Source organism: Sphingosinicella microcystinivorans, assembly GCF_003634215.1.
Taxonomy (GTDB): Bacteria; Pseudomonadota; Alphaproteobacteria; order Sphingomonadales; family Sphingomonadaceae; genus Sphingosinicella; species Sphingosinicella microcystinivorans.
This window is the reverse complement of record NZ_RBWX01000007.1, coordinates 1,384,356-1,396,553: the sequence shown is the minus strand read 5'-3', so window position 1 is coordinate 1,396,553 and position 12,198 is coordinate 1,384,356. Positions and strand designations below refer to the sequence as shown.

Genomic DNA, 12,198 nt, shown 5'->3' with positions numbered 1-12,198 from the left:
GATTAGTCTGCAGCCGGATGGCTTTGAGGCAGGATCAGTAAAACGTATGAAAGCACTTCCACAGGATCTCGCTGAGCTTTTTGAGTTCGATCTCGCCAGCCTGCGGGTCACGAGCCGGGAGGGCAAGCATCGGGAATTCAAGCGTCAACCGGCCGCCAACGAAATGCTTCGCTATGGCAAGACATTAGCGGCGTTCTCAAACACTGACGGCGGCGTTATCATCTTCGGTGTAACCGACGCACCACGCAGCATTGTGGGCATCAACGACGCATTTCCAGACGAAGCAAATTGGGCTAACTCCCTGCGATCGTCGTTTGCACCCGAGATCGACTTCGCGGTCCGCGAGTACGTTGTCGGCGAAAGGGCGGTGGTTGCCATCGGTGTAGATCGGGGTCACGACTTGCCCGTCGTCTGCCTACGCGACAGCAGCGTCGAGCGCGTCGTCAACGGTCGAACGAGGTCGGAAGCGTGGCTGCAGCAAGGTGCGATATATTATCGACAGGCTGGGCAGACGCGGCCCATCCATCATCTCGAACTACGAACTATGCTTGAGCGCCGGGATGCCGACCGTCTCGCTGCCTTCATGCAGAATCTGAGAATCATTTCGGAGGTGGGTCCGGACAAGATCGGTATCCTCGATATGTCGAAGGGCGCGGCTGACGGAGACACGACCCGCCTCTATCTATCACGCGAAACCGCGCGGCACTTGAACTTCATTGAGCGCGGCAGATTTGTCGAGAGCCAAGATCAAGGCGATCCCGCCTACATGGTGATCGGGAGCGTCCAGCTAAATCAGGCCCTGGCGGGCCCACTCGACCCCGAGGATCAGAATCTTCCGAACGAGGCGGCGGACAAGCTCAGACCCGCCGTCGAGGACGTCTTTTGGCAGGGGATACCCTTCACCGGCCAGCACCTCGCCAAACTGGCCAAATACGCCGGCTTGCGAGGCGACGGGCCTGCAGATCCCAGATACTGCATTATCGATGAGAAGGTACGCCGCGTCTACTACACTAGGGCTGGAATCGAGCGACTGGAGGAAGCGCTACGCGCGTCGCCAGGCGAAGCACTCGCTTCCTTCGCGTCCAAATCAACAATCAATCAATTTGAAGATGAGTGACCGTCCCAATCTTGGGCGGCGGCGGCTCACGGCGTCCAATCGGCAGCTTCGTTCTAGACCGGACATTCTTGGTGGCTTTCGTGAACGACCGGGCATGGTCGGACGCCGTCATTGCACTCGGGTCAAATGAACGTCCGCTATCCCAGTCTGAGTTCCTGAAAGAAGACATTCCGGATCGTCGAACCTGTCCGCCGCAATTCTCCTCTGGGGACGTGAGTCGACCTTTACCGCGGCAGATCCTCACGAAAGCGGTCGAGCTGGTGCATTCTTTCGTGAAGGACTGTGACGATTCCAACCGCGCCATCGGAGAGCACCCGCCAGTAAATATAATGATGCTCATGACGACAGTAGAAGCCATCCACTCCAAACTCGGCCGGAACGGGACGCCAGGCGATCTTGCGCACCGCGATTTCCTCGAATCGTTTGAATAGGCCTCGAATGTAATGGGCAGCCTGTTCCTCACCCCAATTGTCGCGGGTATAGACGTAGATTTCGTCTAGGCGGCTACCCGCGCGATCCTGAACACGATAGGCAGCCACTCGATCAGCCTCGCGTGTTACGCGCGATCACCTTATCGGCATCGAGTTCTTCATAGGCCGTTTCCGGCGCGGCGAAGGCGGCAGTCAATTCGGCTTTCAGCCGTGCGAACCCTTCGGCCTCGGCGCGCTCTTTGTCACGGCGGATGAGATCGCGGACATATTCGCTGACATTCTCATAGGCACCGTCGTCGCCAATGTTGTTGGCAACAAATTCGCCCAGCGTGCCGCTGACACGCACATTCAGGGTCATGGCCTTGGGCATGGCAACGTTCTCCAATAGGCTGTCCCCAACATAAGGAATATTGTGGACAACCGCAAGCACCTGATCGCACCGTGCAAGACACCGCCGGAAGGCTTCGCCACGATGAAGCCCTTGCCAGATGACGTTCCCGAAAGCGCGAAGGGTGCAAAGACGATCAAGGTTCTGTTGTCCAATCTTGCCACCGTTATTCAGGGCTTCGCTGAAATCCGCAGTCTCTATGGAACGGGCCCCGGGCGCAACGGCAAGGTGCGCGGAGTAACTTCCCGCCATGCAAGTCTGGCAGTCGGGGCTGCCAGTGCGCTTGTCACGTTTGCCTTCCTGACGCACTTGGACAATCCGGCCGAAGCGTGAAGGGGGTGATCCGGGCCGATCTTCTGCCCTCGCAACTCTACCGCCACTCGCGCGAACCTGTACTGATAGCGCTTGCCAAAACATTGAGAATGGCGAAGAATCCTGGCCATGCGCACCGACATCGACCATCTACCTGCCGCGAAGCAGCGCGAGCTTGAGCGCATCGTAGAGATCATTTTCGACGAGTTTCGCGAGGCTACGGAGAACGCGGTCGGGCGCCGCAAGGGCGCGCGTATCCTTAAAATCGTCCTGTTTGGAAGCCATGCGCGCGGTGATTGGGTCGATGCGCCGCTTTCGGCGAACCAGTACAAGTCCGACTACGACATCCTCATTATCGTCAGCCAGAAGGAGCTGACTGACCGCGCCGCCTATTGGACGAAGGCCGAAGAACGGCTGATCCGGGCCTATACGATCGAGAAGACGCTCCGTACGCCGGTCAATTTCATCGTCCACTCGCTTCACGAAGTGAACGATGGACTTGCCCACGGCCGCGTCTTTTTCATGGAGATCGCCAAGGATGGAATCGCACTTTACGAGGCGGACCACCGTGAACTCCACAGCCCCAAGCCAAAGACGCCCCAACAAGCACGGGATACAGCCAAAGAGTATTTTGACGAGTGGATGCCGCTAGCTACAAGTTCTCAGAAGATATTTTTGTTCTGCCGGTCGCAGGGTGAATATCGAGACGCGGCGTTCAACCTTCATCAGGCAACCGAGCGTTTATACGCCTGCCTGCTCCTCACGTTGACCTACTATTCGCCGTACAATCACAATATCGCCTTCCTGCGTTCACTCGCGGAAGGACTGGACCGGCGCCTGTTCGGGATATGGCCCGAGGACAACCGTCGTGACCGCGCTACGTTTCAGAAGCTGAAGGAAGCCTACACCAAAGCCCGCTACTCCAAGCATTACAAGATCAGCGATGAAGAGCTGACTTGGCTCGGCGCCCGTGTCGAGGAACTTGGGCGCGTTGTTCATCAAGTTTGCTCGGAACGCATCGCCGAATTGGAAGCAGCCGCGAACAAATAGACACCACCACTTCCCGGCAACTTGCTGAACTGCCCGGATTCTGGCATATTCCCTGCCACGGGATGGAGTGACTGGCGGCCATCTCGGGGATAACCCTGCCAGGCATCATGCAGGCTCGGCCATTATGGTCGGGCAGTTGCTGTAAGCCGCATCAGCGGCACGCAGCGGACGCCGCTTGCACATCCGCGCATGAACGCGCGGACCGCTGGTGTGCGAGCTGCTTATGACACCCCCTATCGACGGTTACGCGCGCGAGGTCGTGATGGCGCGCGTCGGCCATCTCATCCGCCGCAAGCAGAGCGAGGTCGAACGGATCGCGCGCATCGTGCGCGGCTGCTTCGACCCCGAACAGGTGCAGGCGCCCGAGCCGGGCCAGATCAAGCGGATCATCTTGATCGGCCCCTATGCGCGGCGCTCCTGGTATGAAGACCGCCACACGATAGCCTTCTCCGACTACGAACTCTGGATCGTCGTCAACCATCCCCTGTTCACTGACGAACGCTGCTGGCGCCGCGCCCGCGCGGTCATCGACCGCGAACTCGGCGACCGCTGCGCGGTCGATCTTCAAATCTACGCCAAGGCCGACATCCGCACTGCCCGCGCCGAGCGGGACACGTTCATTCTCGACCGCATCGAGGCAGGCATCACGCTGTACCGCGCCTCGCGCGATGCCCCGCTGCATGTGCGCGAGCGCCGGGGAGCCCGGCCATGACGCGCAATTCGACCGCCGCGTTCGCGGCCTTCTATCGGGCCGAGCAAGCGCGACTGTTGCGTTACTTCAGGACGAGGGCCGGGCGCGATGACGCGCCCGATCTTGTGCAGGAGACGTTCGCGCGCCTGCTGCGCAGCGGGGCTTTCGAACGCATGGACAATCCGCAGGCCTACCTGACCCGTTCCGCCCGCAATCTGCTGATCGACCGCGCGCGCCAGCAACAGCAGTCGCAAGCCGTCATCTTTCCCTTCGACGAAGGCTGCGACGCCCCAGTCTGCCCTGAGCAGATGTGGCGAATCGAGGAGGCCGATTTGCGGCGGGCCTATGGACGCGCGCTCCGCGCCATGTCGCGTCGGACCCGGCGCGTTTTCTTGATGCACAGGATGAGACGCATGACCTACACGGAGATTGCGAAACAACTCGGCATCGGCGACAAGGGCGTCCAACATCACATGAGCCTGGCGTTGGCGCGGATTCGCGGAGCATTGACAGCCTGGAGTGTGGCTGGGTAGCCACACTTTGGCAGGGGCCTTTCCGGGGGCAGTTTGGTTTTCGAACTCTCCGCAAGACCTTGTTTTCATAGAGAAAATGAGCCAGAATGCGATTCCGGCTCGGGCCTCCAACGGCTTGTCGCCCCTCTCCGCGAGGCCGCAGTCACCTCAAGCTCAATACATGCCGAGCCGCGGCGTCACCGCCCCGCATAAGCGCGGGTTGGGGGTGAGCATCTTCATCAAAGGGTGTTGCGTCCCGGCGCGCAGCCGGGACGCAAACGTTCAAAACCTGAATGTGCCCTCCAGTCGAACCGAACGAAGTGGACTCGGCGAATCGACGCGAATGGACGGCGCCAGGGTGGGATCTGCAGGCGGCCCGCTGAAGTCCGCCGATACATCGTTGAACACGTTGCGTGCGGATAGTCTGATTTCCCAGCGATCATCCGGTGCCTTCAGACCGGCTGCGAGGTCGACCGGGGTCCATGGCTCCGAGCGGAACGAAAGAACGCGCTGGTGGATCATCGAACTGCGGTGGCGAACATACGCATTTGCGAAGAAGGACACATCGGAACTGATGTCCTGATCGAACAGCAGGCCGATATTTCCAGTCCATTTCGGCGCACCGGCAACGGGGCGTTCGATCGGGGCCGTGATCTTTGCATCGGCATATGTGACCGCCCCTTCCAGCCGGAAGCTGCTCCCGAGCCTGGCCCGGAAATTGGCTTCTACGCCTGCGGACCTTACCTTCACGTTCGACGTGTCGAACGACGAGCCGGTGAAGGTCGTATCCTGGAAGTTCGCGACCTTGGTCAGAAAGGCCGACAGTTCGAAGTTAAGCGCGCGGTCGAATGCGCTGCCTTTGACACCCACTTCGAATGCATCGGCGTTTTCCGATGACACAGATGATCCGCCCGCATCCGAAGGAAGCGCCGGATCGGCGAGCACGACCTGCGCGGATTCAGCGAAACCACCGGTCTTCGTCCCGCGTCCATAGCCGGCGTAGACGGTTACTGCCGGAGAGACATCGAACTGAATGCTCGCGTTGCCGTTGACGAAGTCGTCCTGGAACTCCAGCGGCGTTACCGCGAAGGGCGGGTTTACGATCTGGTTCCAGAATGTGAACGGAGCGATTGCGACACGGCCATACGTCGCGTCCTTCTTCTCATCCGTATATCGCAGGCCGAGGTTCAAACGCAGCGTATCGGTAAACTTGTAAGTGGTCGATGCGAAGACCGAGATTGTCTTGGTCTTCTGCGTGAAGTCGTTCCGGAACCCGCCCTGGAAAATTGTGCCCGGAGGGATAGCGAGCGGCGTGTCGTAAATCTGGGTTTCTGCGGACTCCCAGTCGGAGTTGAAATAGAAGATACCAGCAAGATAGGAGAAGCGATCTTCGGCAGGCGACGTAATCCGCAGTTCCTGAGCGAACTGGTGATAATCCTCTGCGCGCAGGAAATATGTCGCATCCTTGGCGCCAAAATCGAAGTCATCGACGAAGCCGAGATCGTATGACGCGTAGGATGTCACCGAGGTGAGCACATTACGGCCAAGCGGAACGTTGACCGTGAGGTTGCCGATATGGCTCTTGATCCGGTGGACGCTCTGGCCCTGCTCGCCTTGCGAAACCAGGCTGGATTTGTGACCGTCGAGCACGCCGTCGCCCAGATCGCCGGGAAGCAAGCCATCCGGATCGACGAATTGATATCCGTTGCCGATACGCCGCGTGTTTGAATACTGGTAGCTGAGGGTCGCATCGAAACCGGCCTGGGGTTCGAACACGGCTGTCGAGCGGAATCCGATGTCGCGATCGCGGGGATAATTGCCGCCCGTCAGATCGTTGTGAACCCAGCCCTTCACGTCGGAGTATTTTCCGGCAAAGCGGAAGCGCAGGGCGTCCGACGCGGGAAGGGTCACCGCACCTTCTACGAAGCCCCCGCCGTTTTCGATCTCTGCCCCACCGGAGACGTAGCCTTCCACCACGGTTCCAGGCTTCTTGGTCACGATCGAGATCGCGCCAAGCGACGTATTCTTGCCTAACAGCGTGCTTTGCGTGCCCTTGATCACTTCGATACGCTCAATGTCAAAAAACGCGTTCGAATACAGTCGGCCCTTGCCGAGAAAGGTGCCGTCGAGAAACAGTGCGACGGATTGGTCAAATGACTGGGTCCTCGCCGGTGTGCCGAGACCGCGAATTGTCAGCTGCAAGCCGTCGTCAGGCGCCCGTGAAAAGGTGGTGCCGGGCACGAGGACGGCAGCCTGAAAGAGGTCCTTGACCCCCGCGCGCGACAATAGCTCTTCCCCAAGAACCGCGACTGTGGCGGGAACATTCTTTGTCGATTGCTGACGCTTCTGCGCCGTAACGACGATATCCTCGTCGACCCACTGCTCGGCGACACCCGTCGTTTCCTGCGCCCATGCGACAGTCGTTCCAGATACGGACGATAGCATCGCTACGAATGCCCAGCGGGCCAAACCTGCGTGTCTTGTCATTTTTTCTCTCCTCCCCTGGTCCAGGCCCCTCGCCCGGCCTAAATCTTCGTGCGATCGCCCCCCTTAAGCGCCAGCATGTCGCGCGCCTCTTGCGGCGTCGCTGGCTCAAGCCCCTGCTCGGCAAGGATTCGGACGATCTTCCTGACCTGTTCGGCGTTTGAAGAGGCCAGCTTGCCGCGGCCGATGAACAGGCTGTCTTCGAGACCAACCCGGACATTCCCGCCAAGCTGGGCTGCCATCGTGCACACAGGCATCTGGAATTTTCCGGCGCCCAGGACCGACCACACATAGTCGTTGCCAAAGAGGCGGTCGGCGGTTCGCTTCATGAAGAGCACGTTGTCGAGATCGCCGCCGATCCCGCCGAGGATGCCGAAGATCGACTGGACGAAGAACGGCGGCTTGGCGATGCCCTTGTCGACGAAATAGGCCAGATTGTAGAGGTGGCCGATGTCGTAGCATTCATGCTCGAAGCGCACGCCGTGATCGGAGAGCAATTCGTAGTTTCGGCGAATGTCGGCAAACGTGTTGCGGAAGATGAATTTCTCGCTGTCGAGAATATACTGGTCTTCCCAATCAAACTTCCAGTCGGTGACTTTCCGGCCCATGTCGTGGAACGAGAAGTTCATGCTGCCCATGTTGAGCGAGCACATCTCCGGCGAGAAGGCCAACGCGCCGGCGAGCCGGTCTTCCGGCGACATGTCCGGGCTGCCTCCAGTGGTCAGATTGATGACCGCGTCGGTGCCCTGCTTGATGATCGGCAGGAACTGGCGATAGACGTCCGGGTTGCCGGTAGGGGCGCCGGTTTCGGGGTCACGCGCGTGGATATGCAGAATCGCCGCTCCGGCTTCAGCAGCTTCAATGGCTTGATGCGCCAGGTCCGCGGGTTTGTATGGCAGCGCGTCGGAAAGCGTGGGTGTATGAATGCCGCCCGTGATCGCGCAGGTGATGAGTACCTTATTCGCCATGTTCGGCACTCCAGCGTGTTTCTTTGAGGAAAAGCGTCATCACCAGCGCGATGCCCATGGCACCGAGCGGCAGCCACAAGATGTGTTCGATGCCAAATCGGTCCGCGACCTGCCCGGCGATGATCGGCGCCAATCCGCCGCCGCCAAGCTCGCCGCACGCGATCACAACGCCGGTCGCCGTGGCCATCAGGGATGTAGGGACCGTTTCGGCGCAGATCGGTCCGACAGTCAGCGTGATGCAGGCGTTGTTGAAGAGATGAACGGCGCCGAGCCACAGAAAGAGAAGTGTCGGATCGTTGCCGGTGTGCGCAAGCATCCACAGGGAGGCCGCAACCCCGATTGTCGAGCCGATCATGACCGGCTTGCGCCCGGTAATGTCTGACAGCGCGGGAAGCGCAAGTGTGCCGATGGTTGAACCGACACCGATCGCGGCCATGATGCTGCCCATCTGTGCCTGATTGAGGCCATGGAAGTCGATCAGGTAGCTCGGCATCAAAGCGCTCGTGGTGACCAGACACGTCAACCAGCACAGCATGAGCACCATAAGCAGTTTGATATTCCGGTAACCCAGAACAACGCGCCAATCCGCAAAGCTGTTTCGTTCCTGATCCGGGGCGGAGGCTTCTGGCAGAAGCTTCCAAACCGCGAACGCCAGTGCAAATCCCGGGATGGAAAACAGGACGAAAATCCAGCGCCAGTCCATGTGCGGGAGCAGCAAGCCAACCAGCCAAGGTGCCAGTGCAAGACCGCACAGCGGCAGCATCATTTGCTGTATGCCGATGTTCAGCCCGTGCCTTTTCGGCGGGGAGGCCTCAAGTGTGGCGGAGATGCTTGGCGGCGTGAACGCGCCGTCCGCGACGCCCATGACGACGCGAACAAGGACAAGGCCCATCAGCCCTGTGGCCAGTCCGCTCGCCCCGATCAGCAGGGAAAACAGGATCAGCGCGCCGACCAGAACTTTCCGGCGTCCAATCCTGTCGGAGAGGTTGCCCATGACCAGTGCGGCCACACCCCATGCGAGTGCCAAAGCTCCCGCGATCGTTCCGATATCGCTGTAGTTGAGATTCAACTCCTTCGCGATCGTCGGGAAAAGCGGGGAGATTAGAAATCGATAAATGCCTACAAGACCAAAGCCGAGGGCCATCAAGCCGACGATCTTCCACTCGCGTGACTGTGCTTCGGCCATCGTCAATCTCTCCCCCGCGCCTTGACAAGATGTTGGACCAACCGCCCCCGCAGGGCGGCCTGTTCATCAGCCGACCAGCGCTGGAACCCTTCGCCGGATTTGAATCCCAGGCGCCCCTGCTTGATCATTTCATCGAGGAGCTCGCTCGGCGCCGCGTCGCGGTTGAGTTCCGGGATAATGGTGCGGTGAATGTCGCGGGTCAGATCAAGACCAACGAGGTCTGCGTTCTCGAGCGGCCCCAGAACGGCAAGACGCAAGCCGAAGCTGTTTTTAACGCAATCATCGACGGTTCGAGCATCACATATGCCGTCGGCGACCATGGAAATGGCCTCCCGCCAAAGCGCATGCTGCAAACGGTTCGCCACAAACCCGGCAACGTCCTTTTTCACGTGCGCTGGCTTTTTACCCGCGCTCGTGAGCAAGCGCATGGTGAAATCGACTGTTTCAAGCGACGTCCGCTCGCCCTGGATCACTTCGACAAGCGGGATGAGCGCTGCCGGATTCCACCAGTGGGTTCCGACCATGCGCTCTGCCGTTTCCAGACCCTCGGTGATGCTGCCGATGGGCATGACGGAACTGTTGCTCGCAAGAACCGCGTCACGGGGCGCGTGCGCAACCAGATCGGCAAAGATCGAACGCTTCAGCTCAAGCTTTTCAGGCGCCGCTTCGGTGACGAAGCTGGCGTCTTGCACTGCCGTCACAAGGTCGGACGTGGCGACGATATTTTCGGTACATGCCGGATCATCACCAACCTGCGCCAGACCTTGACGGACGCGCCCGATGAGAGTTGCCCGAACTTCATCGAATGGCTCGCACACGGTCACCCTGTGACCCGCCGCAGCAAAGGTCTGGGCGATCCCCGCTCCCATGAGGCCGCCACCGATGACGGCGATGGTTTGCTTGGCCATCGCTCAACCCGCCGTGTAGCCGCCATCGGCGTAGATGATGTGGCCGGTATGGAAATCAGAAGCCCGTGAGCAAAGAAAGAGCAGCGGCCCGGCGAGATCCTCGGGCTCGCCCAGTCTCCCGACCGGCACGCGAGCCAAGAATCCCGTTCGCACATTGGCGGCGTTTTCGTTGTCCTCGAACATCCAGGCAGTCAGCGGCGAGCGAAACACCGTTGGAGCGATGGCGTTGACGGTGATTCCGTGCTTGCCCCACTCACATCCCAGGGCTTTTGTCAGGCCGTCGACGGCGGACTTGGAGGTGCAGTAGGCGGAATAACCCGCCGGGTGTCCAAGCTTGCCACGTGCCGACGAGGTAAAGACGACCTTGCCGCCGTGTCCCTGTTCGATCATGCGCTTGCCCGCGGCGCGGGCCATCAGCCAAGCCCCTTCGACGTTGGCCAGCATGACCTTCTGGAACCGATCGGGTGTCAATTCGCCGATCATGGCGACATCGTTCACGCCGGATGCGACAACGAGAATGTCGACCCCGCCAAACGCTTCGACGGCAGCATCGACGATTGCATCGCAGTCTGCTTCGGTGTTCGGGCGGCGATTGACCGCGACCGCGTCGATACCAGCCGTCCCCAGTTCCGCCTCCAGGGCTGCAAGGTCGTCCTTGCTTCCAGCAGTTACGACCAGCCGTGCACCGGCATCGCCAAGTGTGGCGCAGGCGACCTTTCCGAACGAGCCGGTGGCGCCGACCACGATCGCGGACTTTCCGGCGACAGCGAACAGGCCGGTCGTATCGATCTGGGGAAGACTCACTGGACCTTCTCCGGATAGGGCATGACGACGAGCATGGTCGCAACGGTATTGCCGTTGTTGCACACTGCGCGCGCTTCGCCGCCGGGAATGAAGCAGCTGTCGAGAGCCTTCAGAGTCTGGATTTCACCCGAGCCCAGTTCGATGGTGATTTCACCATCAAGCACGACGTAAATCTTGCCGAGCGGGCCTGCATCCATCTCTGCCCCGCCTCCGGGCAGGAAATAGGACAGCCCGGCCCAGGCGAAATCGGCTCCGCTGGCTTCAAAGCCCTGCAAGCGCAGCGAGCGCATGTCGTAGTGCTTGGGCGCGACATAAGCCTTGGCGTCGGCCAGGTGCGTAACTTCCATTTCGGCGACCTCTCACCCATTTGCCCGGTCGTTCACCGGGTCGCATTTGGAAGGGGCGAACGCGCGCCCCTTCAAATCAGTCGTTGTCCTTGCCGGTTTCGATGCGGAACGTGCCATTCGGATCGACGATGGCGACCAGGCGAACGATGCAACCATCGCCCTTCTTCCAGCGCCAAGGGAAGGCGGCGAAGGTGACGCGCTTGCCGGTCACCTTGTCGATATCTCCGCCGACGTTTTCGAAGCCGCAGATACCGGCCGAGAGGATCGCGTTATGACAAGGTTCCCATTCCGGGAAATCCTCGATCACGCGGCGTCCGGTTTCGCGGAAATATTCCTCGTTCACCTGGGGTATCAGGCCGTTTGGCGCGCCCGTGCCATGCGGGCCGATCGCGGTGCCGAGGGGGTGGTCAAGCGCCTGCGTGTCCGATCCACACATCTTGACCTTCTTGTTGACGAACCATTCGCCCGCTTCCTTGTAGAAGCCCGGCGAGTAGGCATAATAATGCCGGTTATCGCCGTAATACTTGTGCCAGCCCGTGTTGACGATGACGATGTCGCCCTCGCGGATTTGCGGGCGAGCATTTTCCAGATCCTCGGCGGTGATGATTTCCCATTTCTTCTTGGGGATCGACACGACGACGCCGGTGCCGAAGAAATAGGGCAGCGGCACTTCGTCCATGAACGGTGTGCCCGGCACCACGTGCGCCGGGGCATCGATGTGCGTGCCCGAATGCATCACCGTGGTAATCTTCTGCGTCAGCACGCCCGAACGCGACATGCCGTGCAGCCGCTCGATCTTGACGTCCTCGAAATACGGCCAGCACGGCTGCCCTAAGCCCCAAGGGTGCGAGAGGTCGTAGAACTCAAGCCCCATGCTGTTGAGCAAATTCGATTCCTTGAACTGGCACAGCGTTTCGTCACGCCAATCCCCTTCTTCCCAGCCTGGCATTGTTCTTTCCTCCCCAAACCGCGATGCGATACATTAAGTACCGCCATACGG

General features: G+C 60.1%; 14 protein-coding genes. 5 read left to right on the top strand and 9 right to left on the bottom strand.

What is annotated here, in order from left to right; all coding sequences use genetic code 11:
- The first annotated feature begins 46 nt into the window (after positions 1–46).
- Positions 47–1,117 (top strand): AlbA family DNA-binding domain-containing protein, encoded by a 1,071-nt coding sequence (locus DFR51_RS06705; protein WP_121048274.1) that lies wholly within the window; start codon positions 47–49, stop codon positions 1,115–1,117.
- A 224-nt stretch (positions 1,118–1,341) separates the two neighbouring features.
- On the opposite strand, the gene DFR51_RS06700 is transcribed toward DFR51_RS06705, so the two are convergent.
- A complete protein-coding gene (locus DFR51_RS06700) occupies positions 1,342–1,656 on the bottom strand; it encodes a type II toxin-antitoxin system RelE/ParE family toxin (RefSeq protein ID WP_121048271.1) in 315 nt (104 codons plus the stop codon).
- 4 nt (positions 1,657–1,660) lie between these two features.
- The gene (locus DFR51_RS06695; RefSeq protein ID WP_243445405.1) at positions 1,661–1,978 is read right to left on the bottom strand and encodes a ribbon-helix-helix domain-containing protein; all 318 of its coding nucleotides are present in this window, start codon (positions 1,976–1,978) and stop codon (positions 1,661–1,663) included.
- On the opposite strand from DFR51_RS06695, the gene DFR51_RS06690 reads away from it, so the two are divergent.
- The 4 genes from DFR51_RS06690 to DFR51_RS06675 all read left to right on the top strand — a co-directional run bounded on the left by DFR51_RS06690 (position 1,961) and on the right by DFR51_RS06675 (position 4,522).
- On the top strand, positions 1,961–2,269 hold the full coding sequence (locus tag DFR51_RS06690; RefSeq protein ID WP_197723612.1) for an abortive infection family protein: 309 nt from the start codon (positions 1,961–1,963) through the stop codon (positions 2,267–2,269). The two genes, DFR51_RS06695 and DFR51_RS06690, sit on opposite strands and share 18 nt — an antisense overlap.
- Before the next feature lie 108 nt (positions 2,270–2,377).
- Positions 2,378–3,298: a nucleotidyltransferase and HEPN domain-containing protein gene (locus DFR51_RS06685; RefSeq protein ID WP_121048268.1), complete on the top strand. Its 921-nt coding sequence runs from the start codon at positions 2,378–2,380 to the stop codon at positions 3,296–3,298.
- A gap of 208 nt (positions 3,299–3,506) precedes the next feature.
- Complete coding sequence (locus DFR51_RS06680; RefSeq protein ID WP_243446546.1) at positions 3,507–4,010, top strand: hypothetical protein; 504 nt, start codon at positions 3,507–3,509, stop codon at positions 4,008–4,010.
- Positions 4,007–4,522, top strand: a complete 516-nt coding sequence (locus DFR51_RS06675) for an RNA polymerase sigma factor (protein ID WP_121048265.1) — start codon at positions 4,007–4,009, stop codon at positions 4,520–4,522. Before DFR51_RS06680 ends, DFR51_RS06675 begins: the two co-directional genes overlap by 4 nt.
- Positions 4,523–4,783: 261 nt before the next feature.
- Here DFR51_RS06675 and DFR51_RS06670 read toward each other — a convergent pair whose 3' ends face one another.
- The 7 genes from DFR51_RS06670 to DFR51_RS06640 form a co-directional block, all read right to left on the bottom strand.
- On the bottom strand, positions 4,784–6,988 hold the full coding sequence (locus DFR51_RS06670) for a TonB-dependent receptor (protein ID WP_121048262.1): 2,205 nt from the start codon (positions 6,986–6,988) through the stop codon (positions 4,784–4,786).
- A gap of 38 nt (positions 6,989–7,026) precedes the next feature.
- On the bottom strand, positions 7,027–7,953 hold the full coding sequence (kce, locus tag DFR51_RS06665; protein WP_121048259.1) for a 3,5-dioxohexanoate:acetyl-CoA acetone transferase: 927 nt from the start codon (positions 7,951–7,953) through the stop codon (positions 7,027–7,029).
- Positions 7,943–9,139, bottom strand: coding sequence for an MFS transporter (locus DFR51_RS06660; protein WP_121048256.1), 1,197 nt, complete (start codon positions 9,137–9,139; stop codon positions 7,943–7,945). Before DFR51_RS06660 ends, kce begins: the two co-directional genes overlap by 11 nt.
- A gap of 2 nt (positions 9,140–9,141) precedes the next feature.
- Positions 9,142–10,047 (bottom strand): 3-hydroxyacyl-CoA dehydrogenase family protein, encoded by a 906-nt coding sequence (locus tag DFR51_RS06655; protein WP_121048253.1) that lies wholly within the window; start codon positions 10,045–10,047, stop codon positions 9,142–9,144.
- Positions 10,048–10,050: 3 nt separating this feature from the next.
- A complete protein-coding gene (locus DFR51_RS06650; RefSeq protein WP_243446545.1) occupies positions 10,051–10,791 on the bottom strand; it encodes an SDR family NAD(P)-dependent oxidoreductase in 741 nt (246 codons plus the stop codon).
- A 56-nt stretch (positions 10,792–10,847) separates the two neighbouring features.
- Complete coding sequence (locus DFR51_RS06645; protein ID WP_121048247.1) at positions 10,848–11,198, bottom strand: cupin domain-containing protein; 351 nt, start codon at positions 11,196–11,198, stop codon at positions 10,848–10,850.
- Between the two features lie 76 nt (positions 11,199–11,274).
- Positions 11,275–12,147 (bottom strand): cyclase family protein, encoded by an 873-nt coding sequence (locus DFR51_RS06640; RefSeq protein ID WP_197723610.1) that lies wholly within the window; start codon positions 12,145–12,147, stop codon positions 11,275–11,277.
- Between the last annotated feature and the right edge of the window lie 51 nt (positions 12,148–12,198).

What these genes read in the sequence shown, in the direction of transcription:
- DFR51_RS06705 (WP_121048274.1), top strand. Translation starts at nt 47, where the DNA reads ATGAAAGCACTTCCACAGGATCTCGCTGAGCTTTTTGAGTTCGATCTC.
- DFR51_RS06685 (WP_121048268.1), top strand. Translation starts at nt 2,378, where the DNA reads ATGCGCACCGACATCGACCATCTACCTGCCGCGAAGCAGCGCGAGCTT.
- DFR51_RS06675 (WP_121048265.1), top strand. Translation starts at nt 4,007, where the DNA reads ATGACGCGCAATTCGACCGCCGCGTTCGCGGCCTTCTATCGGGCCGAG.
- DFR51_RS06670 (WP_121048262.1), bottom strand. Translation starts at nt 6,988, where the DNA reads ATGACAAGACACGCAGGTTTGGCCCGCTGGGCATTCGTAGCGATGCTA.
- kce (WP_121048259.1), bottom strand. Translation starts at nt 7,953, where the DNA reads ATGGCGAATAAGGTACTCATCACCTGCGCGATCACGGGCGGCATTCAT.
- DFR51_RS06660 (WP_121048256.1), bottom strand. Translation starts at nt 9,139, where the DNA reads ATGGCCGAAGCACAGTCACGCGAGTGGAAGATCGTCGGCTTGATGGCC.
- DFR51_RS06655 (WP_121048253.1), bottom strand. Translation starts at nt 10,047, where the DNA reads ATGGCCAAGCAAACCATCGCCGTCATCGGTGGCGGCCTCATGGGAGCG.
- DFR51_RS06645 (WP_121048247.1), bottom strand. Translation starts at nt 11,198, where the DNA reads ATGGAAGTTACGCACCTGGCCGACGCCAAGGCTTATGTCGCGCCCAAG.
- DFR51_RS06640 (WP_197723610.1), bottom strand. Translation starts at nt 12,147, where the DNA reads ATGCCAGGCTGGGAAGAAGGGGATTGGCGTGACGAAACGCTGTGCCAG.